Below are 21,252 nucleotides of genomic sequence, written 5' to 3' on the forward strand. Positions count from 1 at the left end.
GTGAGGCGGGAAAGGAGGCAGCGCCCATGACGAGCATGCCCGGATCTTCACAGCGGAGCGACCCACGGTCGCGTGTTGTGCTCTCGGCTGCGGATATTGACCGCGCCCTGACACGCATTGCCCACGAGCTCCTCGAGGCCAACAAGGGCCCCGACGACCTGGTGCTGCTGGGGATACCCCGCAGAGGCTTTCCTCTCGCCGAGCGGCTGGGGCGCAAACTCGCAACTTCGGATCCGGCCGTGGACCCCCCGGCGATCACCGGGCAGCTGGACGTGACAATGTTCCGCGATGACCTGCAGCACCATCCCACGCGTTCTCCTATGCCGACCCAGTTGCCGCCCACCGGCATCGACAACAAAGTGGTGGTGCTGGTCGACGACGTGCTCTACTCCGGCCGCACCATCCGGGCGGCGCTGGACGCCATCGTCGACCTGGGCCGGCCGCGCATCGTCCGGCTGGCAGTGCTGGTCGACCGCGGCCATCGTGAACTTCCGATCCGTGCCGACCATGTGGGCAAGAACCTGCCCACCTCCACCCGGGAGAAGGTCCGCGTGCAACTGGCCGAAACGGACGCCGGCGAAGACCAGGTCGTCATCGAGGACCGGCCATGAGGCACCTGCTGTCAACATCGTCACTCAGCCATGCCGACAGCGTCGGCGTGCTCGACGTGGCCGAGGAGATGGCCGCCGTCGGGCAACGCGAGGTGAAGAAGCTGCCCGCGCTGCGCGGCCGCACCGTGGTCAACCTCTTCTTCGAAGACTCGACCCGCACCCGGACCTCCTTCGAAGCCGCCGGCAAACGGCTGTCGGCGGATGTGATCAATTTCGCCGTCAAGGGTTCCTCGGTGTCGAAGGGCGAGTCCCTCAAAGACACCGCGCAGACACTTGAGGCGATGAGCGCCGACGCCGTCGTCATCCGCCATCCTTCCTCGGGGGCGCCGCACCGTCTCGCCTCCTCGGGCTGGATCGATGCTGCCGTGCTGAACGCCGGGGACGGCACCCACGAACATCCCACCCAGGCGCTGCTGGACGCGTTCACCCTGCGCCGGCACGCCGCGCAGCTCGCCGGCCGGAGCTCCAGCGGCACCGACCTGACCGGCATGCGGGTGGCTATCGTCGGTGACGTGCTGCATTCCAGGGTCGCCCGTTCCAACCTCTGGCTGCTGAAGACCCTCGGTGCCGAGGTGACGTTGGTTGCTCCGCCCACCCTGCTGCCGGTGGGGGCGCATGCCTGGCCCTGCACGATCAGCTACGACCTGGATGAAACCCTGCGCGGCGGCGTCGACGCGGTGATGATGCTCCGACTCCAAGCCGAACGCATGAACCAGGCCTTCTTCCCTTCGACGCGGGAATATTCGCGCAGTTGGGGCTTTGACGAGGCCCGCCTGGCGGCGCTGCAGTCCGCGGCCGGCGATACGGTGATTCTGCATCCAGGGCCAATGAACCGCGGGCTGGAGATTTCCGCGGCCGCTGCGGATTCGGACCGGTCGCTGATCCTGGACCAGGTGCGCAACGGCGTGTCCGTGAGGATGGCGGCGCTGTACCTGCTGCTCTCCGGCGAACACCATCGAGGCACGGCAGACGTTCAGACCACGCAGAAAGGCACCTCCACGTGAGCGATTCGACGGGACGTTATCTGATCAGCGGAGCCGGCCTTGGCGCCGGCTCCGGCACGGATCTGTTGATTGAAGACGGACGGATTGCCGCCGTCGGCGCCGAGGCTGCCGGCAGCAACGCGGAAGTGATCGATGCCTCGGGCCTGATTGCGCTGCCCGGGCTGGTGGACATGCACACCCACCTGCGTGAGCCGGGCAGGGAGGACGCCGAAACGGTGGAGACCGGCTCGGCTGCTGCCGCGCAGGGCGGCTTCACGGCCGTACACGCCATGGCCAACAGCTCGCCGGTGGCCGACACTGCCGGCGTCGTCGAGCAGGTGCACCATCTGGGACTGCGCGCCGGCTGGGTGGATGTGCGACCCGTCGGCGCCGTCACCATCGGTCTCGAGGGCCAGCGGCTGGCTGAGCTCGGAGCGATGGCCGGATCCCGTGCCGGGGTGCGGGTCTTTTCCGACGACGGGATCTGCGTCGCCGATCCGCTGCTGATGCGCCGGGCGCTCGAGTATGTCAAGGCGTTCGACGGCGTCATCGCCCAGCATGCCCAGGAACCGCGGCTGACCGAGGGCGCGCAAATGAACGAGGGCGCGGTGTCCGCCGTGCTCGGGCTGGCCGGCTGGCCGGCGGTGGCCGAGGAGTCCATCATCGCCCGGGATGTGCTGCTGGCACAGCATGTCGGATCCCGGGTGCACGTCTGCCACGTTTCCACCGCCGGATCGGTGGAACTGATCCGCTGGGCCAAGCAGCGCGGCATCAAGGTCACCGCGGAGGTCACCCCGCACCACTTGTTGCTCACCGAGGACCTGGTGCACAGCTACGATCCGGTGTACAAGGTCAATCCACCGCTGCGCACGGACGCTGACGTGCAGGCCCTGCGGGCGGGCCTGGCCGACGGGACGATCGACGTCGTGGGTACCGATCATGCCCCGCACCCGTCGGAGGCCAAAGACTGCGAATGGGCCCAGGCCGCGATGGGCATGACCGGTCTGGAGACCGCCGTATCGGTGGTGCAGCAGACCATGGTCGACACCGGGATGCTGGACTGGGATGCCGTCGGGCGGATCATGTCCACCGGACCTGCCGCCATCGGCCAGGTACCGGGACAGGGCCGCCCGCTGGCCGTCGGCGAACCGGCGAACATCACCCTGGTCGACCCTTCCGCGCGCCGGCAGGTGGAACCATCGGCCATGGCCACTAAGGGACGAAACAGTCCGTTTGCGGGCCGCGAGTTGCCCGGGGCCGTGATCGCCACGTTCTTCGGCGGCCACCCGACCGTCCTCGACGGCCGGTTGAATACTCCGGTGCAGGAGGCGGCCGCATGGAGCAAATGACAGCCTTGCTGCTCGGCGGCGGCACCATCGTGGTGCTGCTGGCGTTGATCGGCCTCGGATGGCGCAATCGCCTCCGCCGGCAGCAGCACATCGGGACACTGCCGGAGGTACCGGCGGTGCTCTCACCGGCGATGGCGCAGGTGGCCGGCCAATATGTCGTGACGACCACCGCCGGAGACTGGCTGGACCGTGTGGCGGTGCAGTCCCTGGGGGTGAAGTCCAACGCCACGTTGAGCATCCACGCCCAGGGGGTGCTGCTGCAGCGAACCGGGGCCACCGACGTCTTCATCCCCGTGGCAGATCTGGTCGATGTGCGCTCCGAAAGCGGGATGACCGGCAAATTCGTGGAAAAGGAGGGGCTGGTCGTGCTGCGGTGGATGCTGGCCGGAGCCGGCGTCGACACAGCGTTCCGCACCCGGCTCGCCGCAGAGAGCAAACCGCTGCAGCAGGCCCTGACTGATCTTCTCCCCGACGAACACGGCACCGACGATTCCAGCACGAACAAGGACAAAAAGTGACACCAGCAGATACTCCCACCGCCGCAGTGCTGGTCCTCGAGGACGGCACCAGCTTCCACGGTTCCAGCTACGGCGCGACCGGCACGGCGTTGGGCGAAGCCGTCTTCGCCACCGGGATGACCGGCTACCAGGAGACCATCACCGATCCGTCCTACGCCCGGCAACTGGTGGTGCAGACCGCCCCGCACATCGGCAACACCGGGGTGAACCGCGACGACGCCGAATCACGCCGCATCTGGGTGGCCGGCTATATCGTCCGCGATCCGGCGCGCCGGCCGTCCAACTGGCGCAGCGAAATGAGCCTCGACGAGGACCTGCGCCGGCAGCGCATCGTGGGCATCCAGGGTGTGGATACCCGCGCGATGACCCGGCACCTGCGGGAGCGGGGTGCGATGCGGGCCGGGATCTTCTCCGGTGAGGACGCTGAGCAGCCGGCCGCCCGGTTGCTGGAGACGGTGCTCGCTTCCCAGGGCATGGAGGGCGCGCAGCTGGCCGAGGAGGTCAGCATTGACCAGCCCTACGTCATCGAACCGGCCGACCACGGCTGGCACTCCGATGCCGTCGGCAGCATCGCCGCCGTCGACCTGGGGATCAAGTCCATGACCCCGCAGCGGCTCGCCGAGCGGGGAGTGCGCGTACATGTGCTGCCCGCCTCGGCCACCCTCGCCGACATCGAGGACCTGAGGGTCGACGGGGTCTTCTACTCCAATGGGCCGGGCGACCCTGCCACGGCCACCGCTCAAGTCGAACTGCTGCGGCAGGTGCTGCAGCGCAGGATCCCCTTCTTCGGGATTTGCTTCGGCAATCAGCTGCTGGGCCGTGCCCTGGGCTTCGGCACCTACAAACTCCGCTACGGCCACCGGGGCATCAACGTCCCGGTGCTGGACCGTGCCACATCGAAGGTGGAGATCACCAGCCAGAACCACGGCTTCGCCGTCGACGCACCGCTGGACGGTCCCGTCGAGGCGCCCGAGGCCGGCTTCGGCCGGGTGGAAGTGAGCCATATCTGCCTCAATGACGACGTCGTCGAAGGTCTCAACTGCCTCGACGTGCCGGCTTTTTCGGTGCAGTACCACCCTGAAGCGGCCGCCGGCCCCCACGATGCGGCGTACCTCTTCGACCGCTTTATCGACCTGATGAAGACCCCGCTAGCCACCGGCGCAGCCCCGTCCGCCACTACCACCGGCGCAGCCCCGTCCGCCGAAACCAGCCAGGAGAAGCATGCCTAAGAGAACCGATTTGAACAGCGTCCTGGTCATTGGCTCCGGCCCGATCGTCATTGGGCAGGCGGCCGAATTCGACTACTCGGGGACGCAGGCGCTGCGGGTGCTGAAGGAGGAGGGCCTGCGGGTCATCCTGGTCAACTCGAATCCGGCCACCATCATGACCGATCCCGAGTTCTCCGATGCGACCTATGTCGAACCCATTACCGAAGAGGTGGTGGAGAAGATCATCGACGCCGAACGCCCCGACGCGGTGCTTCCCACCCTAGGCGGACAGACCGCGCTGAATGCCGCCATCGCGCTGGAATCCAACGGGGTGCTGGCCAAATACGATGTGGCGCTGATCGGCGCGAACGTTGAAGCCATCCAAGCAGGGGAGGACCGCGAGGCGTTCAAGGAGGTGGTGGCCCGTTGCGGCGCCGAATCGGCCCGGTCGAAGATCGTCCATTCCCTGGACGAAGCCTTCGAAGCGGCCGGAGAGCTGGGCTACCCGATGGTGGTCCGCCCCTCGTTCACCATGGGCGGGCTCGGTTCCGGGCTGGCCTACGACGCCGAGGACCTGCGCCGGATTGCCGGCGCCGGAATCCGCTACAGTCCGACCAACGAGGTGCTGCTCGAGGAGAGCATCCTGGGTTGGAAGGAATACGAGCTGGAGATGATGCGGGACACGAACGACAACGTCGTCGTGGTCTGCTCGATCGAGAACGTCGACCCGGTGGGTGTGCACACCGGCGATTCGATCACCGTCGCGCCGGCGCTGACGCTGACGGACCGCGAATACCAGCGGCTGCGCGATATCTCGATCAATGTCATCCGTGAAGTCGGCGTGGACACCGGCGGCTGCAACATCCAGTTCGCCATTGAACCCGACACCGGCCGCGTCGTCGTCATCGAGATGAACCCGCGGGTCTCGCGGTCCTCCGCGCTGGCCTCGAAGGCGACCGGCTTCCCGATTGCCAAGATCGCCACCAAGCTGGCCCTGGGCTACTCGATGGATGAGATCCCCAACGACATCACCCGCAAGACCCCGGCCTCCTTCGAGCCCACGCTGGATTACGTCGTCGTGAAGGTCCCGCGGTTCGCGTTCGAGAAGTTCCCGGCCGCGGATCCGACGCTGACCACCACGATGAAGTCGGTCGGGGAGGCGATGGCCTTTGGACGCAACTTCACCGAGGCCTTGCAGAAGGCCCTGCGGTCGCTGGAACAGAGCGACGCCTCGCTGACCTTCGAAGCGGTCCATGAAACGGACGTGCCGGAGCTGGTGTCCGCTGCGGCCCGCCCGACGACGGACCGGCTCTCCCAGGTGCAACGGGCCTTGCTCGGTGGCGCCGGCATCGAAGAGCTGTACACATCCACGGGAATCGACCCATGGTTCCTGGACCAGTTGCAGCTGCTCAACGAAGTTGCAGCAACGATCCGTCAGTCGCAGGGTCTGAGCGAGGACGTGTTGCGGCTGGCCAAGCGGCACGGTTTCTCCGACGAACAGATCGGCCGGCTCGCCCACATGCCCCCCGCCGTCGTCCGCGGAGTCCGGCATGCCCTGGGCGTGCGGCCGGTGTTCAAGACGGTTGATACCTGTGCCGCGGAATTCGCCGCCTACACGCCGTACCACTATTCCTCCTATGACTTCCAGGACGAAGTCGAGCAGCACGCCAAGCCGTCGGTGGTCATTCTCGGCTCCGGGCCCAACCGGATCGGGCAGGGCATCGAGTTTGACTACTCGTGCGTGCACGCCTCAATGGCTTTGGGGGATGCCGGCTATGAGACCGTGATGATCAACTGCAACCCGGAGACGGTTTCCACCGACTACGATGTCTCCACCCGGCTGTATTTTGAACCGCTGACCCTCGAAGATGTCCTCGAGGTGATCGCGGCCGAGCAACGCACCGGGGGAGTCATGGGCGTCTTCGTCCAGCTGGGCGGACAGACTCCGTTGAAGCTGGCCCAGGCACTGTCCGACGCCGGCATCCCCATCCTGGGCACCTCGCCGGAGGCCATCGACCTGGCCGAACATCGGGGGGCGTTCAGCCACGTACTGGAGTCGGCGTCGCTGCTGGCACCGAAGAACGGGACGGCGGTCTCGTTCGAGGAGTCGAAGAAGATCGCCGACGAGATCGGCTACCCGGTGCTGGTGCGCCCGTCCTATGTGCTCGGTGGCCGCGGGATGGAGATCGTCTACGACGAGGACGCGTTGGAACGCTATATTGCCAATGCCACCGAGATCACCATGGAGCATCCGGTGCTGATCGACCGCTTCCTCGAGGATGCGGTGGAAATCGACGTCGACGCCCTGTATGACGGCAACGAGCTGTACCTCGGCGGCGTGATGGAGCACATCGAGGAGGCGGGGATACACTCCGGCGACTCGTCCTGCGTGCTGCCGCCGATCACGCTGGGCACGGAGTTGATTGACCGGGTGCGGAAGGCCACCGAGGCTATTGCCTCCGGCGTCGGCGTTCGCGGGCTGATCAACATCCAGTTCGCCCTCGCCTCCGACGTGCTCTACGTGCTGGAAGCCAATCCCCGGGCCTCCAGGACGGTGCCCTTTGTCTCCAAGGCGACAGGCGTGCAGATGTCCAAGGCCGCCGCGCTCATCGGAACCGGCGTGAGTATCGCCCACCTGCGCAGTGTCTACAAGATCCTGCCGGAAGCCGGCGACGGCGGCGGGTTGCCGGCCCATGCGCCGGTTGCCGTGAAGGAAGCGGTGATGCCCTTCAGCCGGTTCCGCACTCCCGGCGGCACGGTGGTCGATTCGCTGCTGGGCCCGGAAATGCGATCCACCGGCGAAGTGATGGGCATCGACCAGTACTTCGACACCGCCTTCGCCAAAAGCCAGGCCGCAGCCAACAATGCGCTGCCGACGTCGGGCAAGATCTTTGTTTCGGTGGCCAACCGCGACAAGCGGTCGATCATCATGCCGGTCAAGCGGTTGACCGACTTCGGCTTTGAAATCCTCTCCACCGGTGGCACCGCGGATGTGCTGCGGCGCAACGGCATCCATGCCACCACCGTGCGCAAGGTTGCCGAAGGCCCGGGCGCGGACGGGGAAGGCACCATCGTGGACCTGATCAACGCCGGGCAGGTGGATATGATTTTCAATACTCCCTCCGGCGGCCAGGCCCGCGGCGATGGCTACGAAATCCGCGCCGCGGGGACATCGGTGGGACGGCCGATCATCACCACCGTGGCCGAATTCGGAGCCGCGGTACAGGCGATAGAGGCGATGCGCACCTTCAAGTGGGACGTCACCAGCCTGCAGGGCCACGCCGCCCGGCTCGCGACGGCCTTCGAAGAATCGGCAGCAGGATGACTCCGGTGCCGGTGCCTTCCGCACCTTTCGGACACCGCCTGCATCGTGCCGTTGCGGACAAGGGGCAGCTGTGTGTCGGCATCGATCCCCACCCGCGGCTGCTGGCCGACTGGGGGCTGGAAGACACGCCGGCCGGGCTCGAGACCTTTTCGCAGCGGGTTGTCGAGTCGGTGGCCGGTTGCGCAGCCATCGTCAAACCGCAGGTGGCGCTGTACGAGCGCCACGGCTCAGCCGGCCTGGCGGTGCTGGAGGAGACCTTGACCGCCGCCGCGGAGGCCGGGGTGCTGACACTGGCCGATGCCAAGCGCGGAGACATTGGATCCACCATGGCTGCCTACGCGGATGCGTGGCTCCGTGATGGCTCGTCGCTGGCCGCCGACGCTGTCACCCTCAGCCCGTTCCTCGGATTCGGCTCGCTGCGCCCGGCCCTGGACACAGCCCGCGAATCCGGGCGGGGTGTCTTCGTGCTGGCGCTGACTTCCAACCCGGAAGGCGCCTCGGTGCAGCACCGCGGGGAGCCTTATTCGGTGGCACACCGGATCGTCAAGGACGCGGCAGCGGAGAACGAAGGTCTCGACCGTGGGTCAGTCGGTGTGGTGATTGGTGCCGCAACGGGTGAGGCACTGCGGCGGCTATCGATCAATCCGGACCGGTTCAACGGTCCGATACTGGCACCGGGCCTCGGTGCCCAAGGCGCGACGCCGGCGGATTTGGCCGCCACGTTCGGGGCCGGTTATGGCCGGGTGCTGGCCTCCGCCAGCCGTTCGGTACTCGCCGCGGGGCCGGGCGGGCAACAACTTCGTGAGGCGGCCGAGCGGCTCCGCGACGAGTTGCGTGCCCAGCGCTGAACGGACTCGGCAACGTGTTGCGCGCCCGCCACGGGCGCCCCATCCTGCACTGCTTGCCCGCCGCTGAACAGGCCCCATGCCGCACTGCCTGCCCAGCGCTGATCTCAATGTTGATTTTGGTAGCTTCTTGCGGATAGGTTCGGTGCTAGTCCAACCAGTCGACCCACCGTCGTCGAACGGTACTGCGTCCCAGGAGTCCTGACGTGAGTCTCAAACCTTTGTCCGACAGCGAACGTACGGCCGCCCGCCATAAGGCGACGGCCGCCCGGGCCACCAGGGCAGCGGTGAAGGAGAAGCTCAAAGCCGGCGAAGCCACAGTTGCTGAAGTAATCGACAACAGTGCGGCGGATGAGGCGATCGGACGGTTGAAGGTATCGGATCTGCTGGAGTCGCTTCCCGGCGTGGGCAAGGTGCGCGCCGGCACCATCATGGCCGACGTCGGAATCGCCCCCACCCGCCGCGTCCGGGGGCTGGGCGTCCACCAGCGGAGCGCCCTGGTCAACTACCTGGGAGCCCGCTGACGTGGAGACTGCGAAGAACCGGCACGGATTGACCGTGCTGGCCGGGCCCACTGCCGTTGGCAAGGGCACAGTGTCGACGTATATCCGCGACCACTATCCGCATGTCCGGCTTTCTATCTCGGCCACCACACGTGCGCCCCGGCCGGGCGAAGAAGACGGGGTGCACTACTTCTTTGTCACCCCCGGACGCTTCGATGAACTCGTGGCGTCCGGCCAGATGCTGGAGTGGGCGGTGGTTCACGGGAAGAACCGTTACGGCACGCTGCGCAGTACTGTCGAACAGGCCGTGTCCGACGGGAAGGCCGTGCTGCTCGAAATCGACCTGCAGGGAGCACGCCAGGTCCGAGAGCAGATGCCGGAGGCCAATTTCGTGTTTTTGGCCCCGCCCAGTTGGGAGGAAATGGTCGGCCGACTGGTGGGACGGGGCACAGAAACAACCGATGAACAGCAAAGAAGGCTGGAAACCGCTAAACTGGAACTTGCTGCCGAATCCGAGTTTGACCACACGGTCATCAACGACAATGTCCCCCGGGCGGCAGCGGAGCTTGTATCACTCATGGGGCTGACACCCACCACGCACCCCTGAGAAGGAACGGCCGCGGTGGTGGCCGGCCCAACAGAATTTGGAGATTTTGTGTCGACATCCAACGAAGGCATCATCAACCCGCCGATCGACTCGCTGCTGGAAGCATCCGATTCCAAGTACGCACTGGCCATCTATGGCGCCAAGCGCGCCCGGCAGATCAATGCCTACTACGCCCAGCTGCATGAGGGCCTGTTCGAGTACGTCGGACCTCTCGTTGACACCAAGTTGAACGAAAAGTCGCTGTCCATCGCCCTGCGGGAGATCGACGAAGGGATGCTGGTTTCCACACCGGTGTCCGCAGCTGAACCGGCCGCCGACGCCGAATAGCCGCCTCCGGCTGCGTCGGTGCGGGTCATACTGTGCGAGTCATACTGGGAGTGGGCGGCGGCATAGCCGCCTACAAGTCCGCGTCCCTGTTGCGGCGGTTCACCGAGGCCGGCCATACGGTCACGGTGATCCCCACCCGTGCCGCCGACGAATTCGTCGGACGGGCGACCTGGGAGGCGCTCTCCGGGCAAAAGGTTCCGGACGGCATCTTCGACGACGTCGATAAGGTCAACCATGTCCGGCTGGGGCAACAAGCAGATCTGATAGTTGTCGCCCCCGCCACGGCCGACCTGATGGCCCGTGCCGCCGCTGGAATGGCTGACGATCTGCTGACCAACACACTGTTGGTGGCGGCCTGCCCGGTGTTCATGGCCCCCGCTATGCACACCGAAATGTGGTCACACCCGGCCACCCGCGACAACGTCGGAAAGCTGCGCAGCCGCGGCGTCACCGTGATGGATCCGGCCTCCGGGCGTTTGACCGGCACTGACTCCGGTCCCGGCCGGCTCCCGGAGCCGGAGGACATTTACGACGCGGCACTGCGGGTTGTGGAGTCGCCGGCCGGTCCCTTGACCGGCTCTTCGGCCGACTCTTTGGCCGGAAAACGAGTCGTCATCACGGCCGGCGGAACCCTGGAGGCGATCGACCCGGTCCGGTTCCTGGGCAACAGATCTTCCGGCAAGCAAGGAGTGGCCCTCGCCGAAGCGGCCGCGCACGCCGGTGCGGATGTGCATTTCATCGCCGCGCGCATGGATGTTCCGCCACCGGCCGGCGTCCGGCTCACCACTGTCGAATCGGCCCTGGAGCTGCGGGAGGCGACCATTGCCGCCGCAGCCGCGGCCGACGTCGTCATTATGGCCGCCGCGGTGGCGGACTTCCGGCCGGCGGAATTGTCCGGCAGCAAGATTAAGAAGCGGGACGACGGCGACGATCCCGTCATCAAACTGGTACGCAATCCGGACATCCTCGCCGAACTCGTGACCCAACGCGACCAGGGGCGCCTGCCGAAATCCACCGTGATCATCGGGTTTGCCGCCGAAACCGGCGATGACGGGTCTGATGTGCTCGGCTATGCCAGGCAAAAGCTGCAATCGAAGGGCTCCGATCTGCTGGTGCTCAACGAGGTCGGTGAGGGAGTGGTCTTCGGCCAGGACGAATCGGCCGTGCATATCCTCAGCCGCAGCACCGCCGACGTCGAGCAGGCGGCCGGATCCAAGAACGATATAGCCTCCGCGGTGATAGCCCGCGCCGCAGCGGAGATGGACGGACGCTGAGGCGCGCTCAATGCGCCGTCACACGCGACGGGGAACTGTGCCGGAACCCAGTAGAGTGATTCAGTGACTTCAGTTAATTCCGCCTTGCGTCTGTTCTCATCCGAGTCGGTCACGGAAGGCCATCCGGACAAAATCTGCGACCAGATCAGCGATGCGATCCTGGACGCCATGCTTCGCGCAGACAGCAACTCACGCGTCGCCGTCGAAACACTTGTCACCACCGGGCTGGTGCATGTGGCCGGCGAGGTCACCACCGACGGATACGTGGAGATCCCGCAGATCGTCAGGGACACCATCCTCAACATTGGTTACAACTCCTCGGACAGCGGTTTCGACGGTGCGCGTTGCGGAGTCTCAATTTCCATTGGACAGCAATCGGCCGAAATCGCCAGCGGGGTATTCACCTCCCTGGAGACCCGCGAAGGCAGCAATAAGGACCCCTTCGACGCCCAGGGCGCCGGCGATCAGGGGATCATGTTCGGTTACGCCACCGATGAGACCCCGTCGCTGATGCCGGCGCCCATCTCGCTGGCCCACCGGCTCTCGGAACGGCTCACCGAAGTCCGCAAAACAGGGGTGCTGGATTATCTGCGTCCCGACGGGAAAACCCAGGTGACGATTGGGTACGACGGCGACGTTCCAGTGTCCGTCGATACCGTCGTCGTCTCCAGCCAGCATGAGGCCGACGTCTCCCTGGAAACCCTCCGTGCCGATCTGGCCGAGCATGTGATCGACCCCGTGCTGGAGACGTCGAACCTTGACGTGGCCAACGTCCGCCACATCCTCAATCCCGGCGGTGCGTTCGTCATTGGCGGACCTGTCGGTGATGCCGGACTGACCGGACGGAAAATTATCGTTGATACCTACGGCGGAATGGCCCGGCACGGCGGTGGGGCCTTCAGCGGCAAGGATCCGTCGAAAGTGGACCGCTCGGCCGCCTATGCCATGCGCTGGGTCGCCAAGAATGTGGTCGCAGCCGGACTTGCCCGCCGCGCCGAAATCCAGGTCGCCTACGCGATCGGTCAAGCCCGCCCGGTTGGTGTGTACGTCGAGACATTCGGAACTGAAACCGTTGACCCTGCCCGGATTGAACAGGCGATACGGGACATCTTCGACCTGCGTCCTTTGGCCATCAACCACGACTTGGACCTGATGCGGCCGATCTACCAGAAAACCGCCGCCCACGGGCACTTCGGCCGTGACGAGGCGGAGTTCAGCTGGGAGCGCACCAACCGCGTTGCTGAACTGAAGTCCTGGTTCAACGCCTGATCCTGTTCTGTCGGCCCCCTGTGATGCAATAGGCCGCAAGGATGGATAGAAGGCTGCAGGGTTGGACAGAGGAGGTGACCGTGGACGACGCCGGTGAACAGCTGTCCCTGTTGCAGGGGTACACTCCCTCTGCCCGCCCCCCGAAGAGCCGGGACGCTGCGCCGGAGCTCCCTGTGGCCCAGGTGCTGATCGACTCGCCGCTGCCACATCTGGACAGGCTCTTCGACTATCTCGTGCCGGTCGAACTCGACGAACGCGCCCGCCCCGGCGTCAGGGTCAAGGTCCGGTTCGGCGGGCAGTTGCTGGCTGGATTCCTGGTGCGCCGCATCGCGGAGCCATCCACCGGGGCGCGGCTCAGCTTGCTCGCCAAAGTCGTTTCCAGCCAGCCCGTGCTGTCCGAGGACGTCTTCGAACTCGCTTCCAAAGTGGCGGCACGTTGGGCCGGGACTGTCAGCGACGTGGTACGCGTAGCCGTACCTCCACGGGTTGCCGGCGTCGAGAAGGAGTTCGAACCGGACACCACGGCGGGAACAGACCAGCCCACCACGGCGGGAACAGACCAGCCCACCACGCCCTCAACTTCGCTATTGTCGGCCTATACCAATGGCGACACCTTTGTCCGCCGCCTCCATCGTGGCGATGCCCCGCGGGCAGTCTTCACCTCGGTGCGCGGATACGGCCCGCAAGGATGGCCGCATGAACTCGCGGAAGTACTGGTGGCCGCGTACCAGAGTAATGCCGGCGCAATAGCCGTAGTCCCGGATCAGAAAGACCTCGACCGGCTCGAGGCCGCTCTCAGAGCAGTCATCCCCGGAGAGGCTTTCGCACGCCTGCACGCCGACGACGGCCCGACCCCGCGGTACCGCAACTTCCTCAGTGTCCTGCATGGCCGAACGAAAGTTGTTATCGGCACCAGGTCGGCGGCTTATGCTCCTGTAGCCGATCTGGGTCTGGTCTGCTGCTGGGATGACGGCGATGATCTCCACACAGAGCAGCGCGCTCCTTACCAGCACATCAGGGAAGTCCTGCTGCTGCGCGCCGCACAGGCCGGGGCATCAGTGCTCATCGGAGGGATCTCCCGGAGCACCGAAGCCCAACGGCTGGTCCGGAATGGCTGGGCACAGCCCATTCAACCTGAACGGCCCACGGTGCGGCAGACTGTGCCCCGAGTGGTTAATACTGCCGACAGTTTCGAACGCGCACGGGATCCCCTTGCCATGAAGGCACGGCTGCCGGAGGCTGCCTGGCGCGTGGCACAGGACGGACTGCGGAACGGCCCTGTCCTGGTACAGGTCGCACGTACCGGTTATGCGCCCAATATCGCTTGCCAACGTTGCCGGGAGCCGGCCCGCTGCACACACTGCAGCGGCCCACTGGCCCAGACTTCGCGCAATTCGCCACCGACCTGCAGGTGGTGTGCCCGACCGGCAAATGCTTGGACTTGTCCTTTCTGCAACGGGCAGCAACTGCGGCTCTCCACGGTAGGCGCGGGCCGTACCGCCGAAGAGCTGGGACGTGCATTTCCATCCGTTCCGGTGATTTCTTCTGCCGCCGACCACGTCCACACGTCGGTTCCGGATGCCCCGGCCCTCGTGGTCGCGACCCCGGGCGCCGAACCCGTCGCACCAACCGGCTATGCCGCAGCCTTGCTCCTGGATGGGCAATCCATGCTCAACCGCGAATCGCTCAGGGCAGGGGAGGAAGCACTCCACCGCTGGTTCAGTGCAGCAGCACTCGTACGGCCTGCACATGAGAAAGGCACAGTCGTCATTACCGCAGATGAGCAAAGTATTGTCGGCCACCTCGTCCGGTGGAATCCTGCAGGCGCTGCCGAACGGGAACTTCTTCAGCGCGAGGAACTCGGACTGCCTCCTGCCGTCAGGGTTGCTGCCATCACCGGGCAATCCGCAGCATTGAATCAACTGATTGAACGAGCCGACTTGCCCGCATCCATCCGCGTCGTAGGACCGGCACCAGCACCGGAGCCTGCGTCCGTGTCACAACGGATCGAGGCAGGGGAAGAGGTACAGGTACCCGATCGACGGACGTTGATCTTCTTCTCCTATGCCAAGGCTGCTGCTGTTACCGCTGCCCTCCGTGCCGCCCGTGCAGCCATGTCTGCCAAGCGCAGCGGAGGCATTGTCCACATTAGATGCGATGGGACGGATCTGATTTAGATCGTGTTCGCGTCATTGCCTCGCCTGACGGAACAGTCTGACCGCCCAGGGCGGGCATCCGCTGGCAAACCGAACGGCCCAGGTTGCTTTAGAAGGGGGGCACATCGTCGGGGTCGTTGGCCGGCTTTGCCACCCTCACCTGCGTTGCCTGTTTTGCTTGCTTCCTTGCTGACTTCGTTGCCGGTTTCGTTGCTGGCGCCTTTTCCGCCCTGTCGGGGTTTTTGGCCTGGTGTTTGGCTGTCTCAAGCAGGCCGGCGACGTCGGGGGCTGGTCGCATTTCGGGTAGTGGTCCGTCGGGGGTGTTGGTGTATGTGCGTCCTGCCGGTGAGGTCCAGTCCACCCTCCCGTCACGATGCTGGACATCGGACCACAGTCCCGCGGTCTTGAGGGCATGGCCGGGTTTGCACAGTGGTTTCAGATTCGTCAGTTCGGTCTGCCCAACCGGCCACGGCACAGAGTGGTCAATTTCGCAATGCCGGGCGGCCTTGTTGCACCCATACCCGCGGCACGTCCGGTCCCGCAACCGCACCAGCTTCTGCAAATCCTTCGGCACCGCATAGCTGTCCCGCCCATACGATAACGGGGCACCGGTCTCCGGGTGGGTCAGCAACCGCTTGAACGACGGGGCATTGGCCGCCAGTTGTCTCGCGGTGTCCTCGTCGACGGGACCGTAACCTTCCAGATCGGCCGGCTCATCGGATAACCCCATCAAGGTCAGCACCGGCACCACTACCGTGACCTCAGCCTTGATCCCGGCATAGTTGGGGATGCGACCCGAACCCGGGGGAGCACCACCGGCAGGCGGATCACCATTGGAACCAGGCACCCCGGGGCCGGCACCACCGGCCGAACCGGCGGCGGGAGGAGTGACTCCGGTAGCTCCGGCTACGGGAGGATCTGCGGCGATTCCGGCCGACCCGGCTGTTCCGGCGGTTTCGGAGGCTGCGGGGCCGTTCGGGGTACCGGGTGGCGGCCGCGAACCGTAGAAGGCATCATTGGCGCTGCCGGACAGTGCGGCTGGCGGTAGTCCGGTGCCAGTGCCGGTATGGAGCAGGTCCGCAGCCACATCAGCCCGCAACTGGGACAAGTCCCGGCCCTCGTCGGGTCCCTGCAGCGACCGGGCCAGACTGGTTATCCGGTTGAACGCCGCCACCGCGGCCTCGGCCGGTAAATACATGCTCAACCAGCACATGCCGTCCTCGACCGGCTCCACCAGCACCGTCCGATCCGCGGCCGCCTTCTGCTTGCGCCGCTTGATCGTCTCCGGGTGCGAACGCTCCCGCACCCGACGCGCTTTCGCCGCCACCAGATGCTTCGCCCGCCCCGGGGCGAACGCCACCATCTCGGCTTCAAACCCCGCATACGCCTGGCGCGGCAGCGACCCGCACTGATCCGCAATCACCTCGGCCTGCTGCGGATGCAACACCCCTTGAGCCAGGGCGTCCAGGGTGACCGGCAAGCCGGTCGTGAGTAAATTGCTGTGCCCGATCAGCTTCTCCGTCGCCCGCTTCGATAAATCCAGCACGGTGCCGATCTCCGACTCAGCAGCCATCGAGGCTAACTGATCGGCATCCGGACCCGCCGGAGGCAGAGGCCCTTCTTCATCGACCCGGTCGCCGGCGGTGGCACACACCCTCGAGACGGCTTTTGCTTTGAGGGCTTCGGCGGCGGAGGCGAGCTTGCCGGCCTCATCCAACAGATTCACCGCCTGCCGGTAGTCAAGGGTATCGGCATCGACATGGTCCAGCCCGTTCACAATCCCCCGGGCCAGCACCGGCTCATCACTGAACCCGGCGGCCCGACACAGCGCCACGATCACATCCAGCTCAGCCTCCACACTCGGCCGCCCCTCCTCGCCAGCAGCCGCACCAGCGCCACCGGCTGCACCAGCACCCGGACCGCCACCGCCGCCATCGTCGTCAACATCCACTCGAACCGTCATAGATTCAGTCAACCACCGCGGTACGACATTATTAGAAGAATCAGGCCCCCAAATATAACGGTCAGATAACGAACAAGGGCAAGTGGACAAGGGTCGCCCGAGACGACCTGCGGCCATCGCCAGCGGTCGAAAAAGCGGCCAGGCGGGACAGCTCTGGTGCCCAAGGGGGCGCCACAGAGAGGCTTCATCCGCACGACAGGAATCAGGACGCTGTTGAGGCGCATCAATGAGCTTCCGGCCGGTAACGCCGTGTTCGGATGACTTGCCGGGCCCGTGGAGCATGCCCGGACCTCTGCCCGGACGCCTCACTCCAGATCCGTCGCCCCAGATCCGTCGCCCCAGACCCGTCGTGCCCGCCTTTACCGGCCTTCGGCCCGGTTGCGCTTCACTTGATGTGCAAGCTCCAGCAACTGCTTCGCCGATACATCCCAGTTGTATTCACCGGCCCGCTCGACCCCGGCCGTGGACAGCGCCTGCCACTGCGCGGGTTCTGACAAGTCCCGGACGGCAGGTGCGAGATCCTGGGGCCGGTCCGGATCGACATACACCGCAGCATCGGCTCCGACTTCCCGGAAGATCGGAATATCGCTGGCAATCACCGGCGTCCCGATGGACATGGCTTCGATGATCGGCAGGCCATAGCCCTCGGCCCGCGACAGGATCGCCAGCGCCGTCGTCGTTCTCAATAGCCGTTGATATTCATCGTCCGATACACCGTTATGGAAGACAACGCGGCCTCCTGCAGGAACCAGCGACTCCAATTCAGCCCTCCGCCCGGGTGTGATCGGGCTCAGCAGGTGCAATGTGTAGTCCGGAAGGCCCGCCATACCGCGGATCAGCAGTTCGACGTTCTTGTAGGGCATAAAGGAGCCCATGTAGATGATGCTCTTCTCCGGGACTGCGTCGGGATCCCGGGGCGTCTGGCCGGATTGGGGAGCATTGGCGATGATGCGCACCGGACGGCGGGTCAACCGGTATTGGTTCATCAGCGATTTAGTGGTGTGGCTGATGGTGGCGACGACGTCGGCACGGTTCAGCAGCACCCGCTGCGGCCAGTAGGCCTTGTGGTACAGCCGCCACAAAATCCTCACCGGCGCCGGGAGGAAGCCCGGCGGCTGGGGGTTCTGGTAGTAGATCAGGTCGTGGAGCGTGAGAATCAGACCGTATTTCCTGCCCCAGCTGCCCATCGTCTGCATGGGGCAGAAGACGACGTCGGGGGCCAGCTTGTTGACCCGCCGGGCCACCAACAGCTCCATCGGGGACAGCGGACTGTTGATTTTCACATAGGGGACATCCGGCAACAGCGCCAGTTGCCGCTCGTCGTGGATCAACATGACGACGTCGGTGTGCGCGGCCACGGCTGCGATCAGCGAGGCGCCGAACCGGCTGATCCCGTCATGCCGCTCCATCCGGGTAAACCGGGCATCGATAAGGAGCCTCATGGTGGACCACCGTCCTGCGCCGCCTGGCCACCATCCTGCGCCGCTTCGAGGAACTCCATCATCAGGCCGGCAGCCTCCCGCGGTTTCTCGTAATGGATCAGATGCCCGACGCCGGTGAGGATCTCCAGTCTCGAATTGCTGATGGCACCGGCCAACCGCCGTTGTCCCGCCACCGACCCCAGGTCGTCGTCTTCGGCGGCGATCAGCAGCACGGGCATGTCCAGTTGGTCGGCCACGTCGCGGACAGTTCCAGTGATAGAGGCTTGGAAGGATTCCAGCACCACCTGCCGGTTGGCGAAGGCGCTGAAGTATCGCTGGTGCTCCGCGTGGATCCAGCGCCGCAGCCGGCGGTCCTTGGTGTGTGCCATCAGCTCACTCATCACCCTGACGATGACCCGGCTGCGCAGCAGGAACATACCCGCGCGTTCCGGCAGCGATGCGCAGAGCCGGTAGTACAGGGACGTCACCCGGGACAGGAACGCCTTGGAGCCTTCCAGGGCCGGCTCGCAGATGGGATTGATCAGCACCAACGACGCCGGCGGACGGCCGCTGGCGCTGGCCGCGTGAGAAGCGATGACGGAGCCAAATGAATGCCCGAGCAGCATCACCTCGTCGGGAAGCTGCAGCTGCTCGATCAGCAGCCGGACGCACCGTGAATAGTTGGCGACGTTGTGGGTTTGGGCCAACGGCTCCGATGCCCCGAAGCCGGGCAGATCAGGCACGATGATGCGTGCCTGGTCCATGGCGGCGACGATCTTGAGCAGCCCGTGATGGTCGCCGCGGAAGCCGTGCACCATGACGATCGTTGGATAGCTTCGTGAGGGGTCGGCAGGGGAGTAGTCCCAGTAACGGACAGTGGCACCGAGCACAGCGGTGCTGTGCGTTGTGGCCCGGTCGGTCAGCGGCGGGGCCACCATCAATTCACCTCGGCCGGGTGCGAGCCCATCCGGCGGCCGCTGTCCAGCCGGCTGATGGTCGCCATATCCTGCTCATCCAGCTCGAAATTGAACACGGCGATGTTCTGCCTGATCCGCTCGCCACTGCTCGCCTTCGGGATGGCAATGTGTCCCAGCTGAAGGTGCCAGCGCACGATCACCTGCGATATGGAGACATGGTGCTTGGCCGCCAGCTGCAGCAAGGCCGGGTCCTGCAGCGCCGCGCCGCGGCCCAGTGGGCTCCAGGCTTCCGTTGCGATGCCGTGCGCGGCGTGGAAATCGCGCAACTGCTGCTGCTGCAAGTAAGGATGCAGTTCCACCTGGTTGACCGCCGGCACCACCTCAGTCTGGTCCATCAACCGTTCCAGGTGCTCCGGTTCGAAGTTCGACACCCCGATCGAACGGACCCGGCCTTCGTGGTACAAAGTCTCCATCGCCTGGTAGGTCTCCACATAGAGGCCCTTCGCCGGACAGGGCCAATGAATCAGCAACAGGTCGACGTAGTCCAACTGCAGCTCGGCCAACGACTGTTCGTACGCTTCGATGGTGGAATCGAAGCCGTGCGCGTCGTTGACGATCTTGGTGGTGACGAACAAATCTTCCCGACCGACACGGTCGGCCCCGGCTGCGATCGCAGCTCCAACAGCGCTTCCGACGCCGGCTTCGTTGCCATACATGGTCGCCGTATCGACACTGCGGTAGCCCGATTCCAGTGCGAGTGTCACCAGCTCCGCCGTCCGGTCCGGGGGCACCTTGTACACGCCATAGCCGAGCTGCGGCATCTTAACGCCATTGGCGAGGGACACGGGCTGGACACTATGCATGGAAATGACTCTACCCACTCGCGGCGCTGTCATTGACGAGGCTCCGCGCGGTGACGTCGTCGAGAATGACATCGGTGGCCAGTCCGGCAGCGAGGGCACCGCGCAGTCCATTGATCTTCGATTGGCCGGAGACGACGCAGATGCGCCGCCCGGCCGCACGCAATACATCGAAGTCCGGGCCGCTGGAACGGCTGTTCATCGCGATCCCGTCATAGCTGCCGTCGGCACGGAAAAACATGGTCGCCGCGTCCCCGGCCACTTCGTCGGCGGCCAGACTGTCCAGGGCGGCACGGTCCAGATAGCCTCCGGTGTAGACATGGCTGGGTATCTCGGCGCCAATCGAGCCCACACCGAAGATCGCCGTCGTCATCCTTTCCTGCAGATCGAGCACCCGCCGCACGCTGCGCTCACCCCACATGGCTGTCTTGGTCGACGCCTGGTCGAAAAAGGCAGGGACCGGAAATTGTTCCACCCGCGCGCCATAGGCCCAACCGAACCGGCGCAGGATTTCGCTGGCATAGGTGATTCCGCTGGTTTGGGTGTTGCCGGCGCCATTGAGCTGCACGACTGTGCCGTCGTGAATCACCTTGCGGGTCAAGTGCCTGCTCACGGCGCTGATGGTGGAGCCCCAGGCCACGCCGATGATGGCATTCGAATCCAGCAGCGGTCCGATCGTCCGCGCCGCCTGAATGGCCACCCGCTCGAGGACCTCGGCCTCATGACCCGACTCCGTGACAGGAACCACGTGTGCCTGGACACCGAAGCGCTGGCCGATGTGCTCTTCAAGCTGGGGGGCCTGTTCGTGCGGATTCATGATCTGGATCTGCACCACACCGGTGTCGCGCGCCATGGTCAACAGACGCGAAACAGTCGAACGTGATGTTCGCAGTTCGCGGGCTATGGCATCCATGGTCATGTCCTGCAGGTAATACATCTGTGCAGCGCGCAGCGAATCGAGAGTGCGCGCATCCTGCGGGGGACCTGCGGCGCGGAAACGGCCGCCGCGGCGTGGACGCGGGCCGGCCGCGGACGGTGCGGGGGCAGGCGTTGAACCAAACATCGAGGCTCTCCTGTGCACATTCGTGCAATCGAGTTGACTAGTATTTCCAGCCA

Annotated in this window: 18 protein-coding genes; 13 read left to right on the forward strand and 5 right to left on the reverse strand. The window is 65.4% G+C overall.

What is annotated here, in order from left to right; genetic code table 11:
* The first annotated feature begins 26 nt into the window (after positions 1 to 26).
* The 13 genes from pyrR (at position 27) to H535_RS0103175 (ending at position 14,996) form a co-directional block, all read left to right on the forward strand.
* Positions 27 to 611 (forward strand): bifunctional pyr operon transcriptional regulator/uracil phosphoribosyltransferase PyrR, encoded by a 585-nt coding sequence (gene pyrR, locus H535_RS0103115; protein ID WP_026818383.1) that lies wholly within the window; start codon positions 27 to 29, stop codon positions 609 to 611.
* Positions 608 to 1,615 (forward strand): aspartate carbamoyltransferase catalytic subunit, encoded by a 1,008-nt coding sequence (locus H535_RS0103120; RefSeq protein WP_026818384.1) that lies wholly within the window; start codon positions 608 to 610, stop codon positions 1,613 to 1,615. Before pyrR ends, H535_RS0103120 begins: the two co-directional genes overlap by 4 nt.
* Positions 1,612 to 2,943: a dihydroorotase gene (locus tag H535_RS0103125; RefSeq protein ID WP_026818385.1), complete on the forward strand. Its 1,332-nt coding sequence runs from the start codon at positions 1,612 to 1,614 to the stop codon at positions 2,941 to 2,943. Before H535_RS0103120 ends, H535_RS0103125 begins: the two co-directional genes overlap by 4 nt.
* Positions 2,931 to 3,461, forward strand: coding sequence for a PH-like domain-containing protein (locus tag H535_RS23205; protein ID WP_051298423.1), 531 nt, complete (start codon positions 2,931 to 2,933; stop codon positions 3,459 to 3,461). The genes H535_RS0103125 and H535_RS23205 overlap by 13 nt, the downstream gene beginning before the upstream one ends.
* Positions 3,458 to 4,690, forward strand: coding sequence for a glutamine-hydrolyzing carbamoyl-phosphate synthase small subunit (gene carA / locus H535_RS23210; RefSeq protein ID WP_035768193.1), 1,233 nt, complete (start codon positions 3,458 to 3,460; stop codon positions 4,688 to 4,690). Before H535_RS23205 ends, carA begins: the two co-directional genes overlap by 4 nt.
* Positions 4,683 to 7,994 carry a carbamoyl-phosphate synthase large subunit gene (gene carB, locus H535_RS0103140; protein ID WP_026818386.1) on the forward strand — a complete coding sequence of 1,104 codons (3,312 nt, stop codon included), beginning with the start codon at positions 4,683 to 4,685 and terminating at the stop codon, positions 7,992 to 7,994. The genes carA and carB overlap by 8 nt, the downstream gene beginning before the upstream one ends.
* On the forward strand, positions 7,991 to 8,842 hold the full coding sequence (gene pyrF / locus H535_RS0103145; protein WP_026818387.1) for an orotidine-5'-phosphate decarboxylase: 852 nt from the start codon (positions 7,991 to 7,993) through the stop codon (positions 8,840 to 8,842). Before carB ends, pyrF begins: the two co-directional genes overlap by 4 nt.
* A gap of 203 nt (positions 8,843 to 9,045) precedes the next feature.
* The gene (mihF, locus tag H535_RS0103150) at positions 9,046 to 9,363 is read left to right on the forward strand and encodes an integration host factor, actinobacterial type (protein ID WP_026818388.1); all 318 of its coding nucleotides are present in this window, start codon (positions 9,046 to 9,048) and stop codon (positions 9,361 to 9,363) included.
* Between the two features lies 1 nt (position 9,364).
* Positions 9,365 to 9,949: a guanylate kinase gene (gene gmk, locus H535_RS0103155; RefSeq protein ID WP_026818389.1), complete on the forward strand. Its 585-nt coding sequence runs from the start codon at positions 9,365 to 9,367 to the stop codon at positions 9,947 to 9,949.
* A gap of 48 nt (positions 9,950 to 9,997) precedes the next feature.
* The gene (gene rpoZ / locus H535_RS0103160; RefSeq protein ID WP_026818390.1) at positions 9,998 to 10,276 is read left to right on the forward strand and encodes a DNA-directed RNA polymerase subunit omega; all 279 of its coding nucleotides are present in this window, start codon (positions 9,998 to 10,000) and stop codon (positions 10,274 to 10,276) included.
* A gap of 32 nt (positions 10,277 to 10,308) precedes the next feature.
* Positions 10,309 to 11,550 (forward strand): bifunctional phosphopantothenoylcysteine decarboxylase/phosphopantothenate--cysteine ligase CoaBC, encoded by a 1,242-nt coding sequence (coaBC, locus tag H535_RS0103165; protein WP_026818391.1) that lies wholly within the window; start codon positions 10,309 to 10,311, stop codon positions 11,548 to 11,550.
* 63 nt (positions 11,551 to 11,613) lie between these two features.
* The gene (gene metK / locus H535_RS0103170; protein WP_026818392.1) at positions 11,614 to 12,819 is read left to right on the forward strand and encodes a methionine adenosyltransferase; all 1,206 of its coding nucleotides are present in this window, start codon (positions 11,614 to 11,616) and stop codon (positions 12,817 to 12,819) included.
* Positions 12,820 to 12,860: 41 nt separating this feature from the next.
* Positions 12,861 to 14,996, forward strand: coding sequence for a primosomal protein N' (locus H535_RS0103175; protein WP_051298424.1), 2,136 nt, complete (start codon positions 12,861 to 12,863; stop codon positions 14,994 to 14,996).
* Positions 14,997 to 15,084: 88 nt separating this feature from the next.
* Here the strand turns inward: H535_RS0103175 and H535_RS0103180 are convergent, their stop codons facing one another.
* The 5 genes from H535_RS0103180 to H535_RS0103205 all read right to left on the reverse strand — a co-directional run bounded on the left by H535_RS0103180 (position 15,085) and on the right by H535_RS0103205 (position 21,073).
* Positions 15,085 to 16,938 (reverse strand): DUF222 domain-containing protein, encoded by a 1,854-nt coding sequence (locus H535_RS0103180; RefSeq protein ID WP_155838514.1) that lies wholly within the window; start codon positions 16,936 to 16,938, stop codon positions 15,085 to 15,087.
* 359 nt (positions 16,939 to 17,297) lie between these two features.
* Complete coding sequence (locus H535_RS0103190; protein WP_026818395.1) at positions 17,298 to 18,380, reverse strand: glycosyltransferase family 4 protein; 1,083 nt, start codon at positions 18,378 to 18,380, stop codon at positions 17,298 to 17,300.
* Positions 18,377 to 19,297 carry an alpha/beta fold hydrolase gene (locus H535_RS0103195; protein ID WP_051298425.1) on the reverse strand — a complete coding sequence of 307 codons (921 nt, stop codon included), beginning with the start codon at positions 19,295 to 19,297 and terminating at the stop codon, positions 18,377 to 18,379. The genes H535_RS0103190 and H535_RS0103195 overlap by 4 nt, the downstream gene beginning before the upstream one ends.
* Positions 19,297 to 20,139 carry an aldo/keto reductase gene (locus H535_RS0103200; RefSeq protein ID WP_026818397.1) on the reverse strand — a complete coding sequence of 281 codons (843 nt, stop codon included), beginning with the start codon at positions 20,137 to 20,139 and terminating at the stop codon, positions 19,297 to 19,299. Before H535_RS0103200 ends, H535_RS0103195 begins: the two co-directional genes overlap by 1 nt.
* Positions 20,140 to 20,149: 10 nt before the next feature.
* Positions 20,150 to 21,073: a sugar-binding transcriptional regulator gene (locus H535_RS0103205; protein ID WP_051298515.1), complete on the reverse strand. Its 924-nt coding sequence runs from the start codon at positions 21,071 to 21,073 to the stop codon at positions 20,150 to 20,152.
* Positions 21,074 to 21,252: the final 179 nt, after the last annotated feature.

It is taken from the genome of Arthrobacter castelli DSM 16402 (genome assembly GCF_000430705.1).
Taxonomy (GTDB): domain Bacteria; phylum Actinomycetota; class Actinomycetes; order Actinomycetales; family Micrococcaceae; genus Arthrobacter_C; species Arthrobacter_C castelli.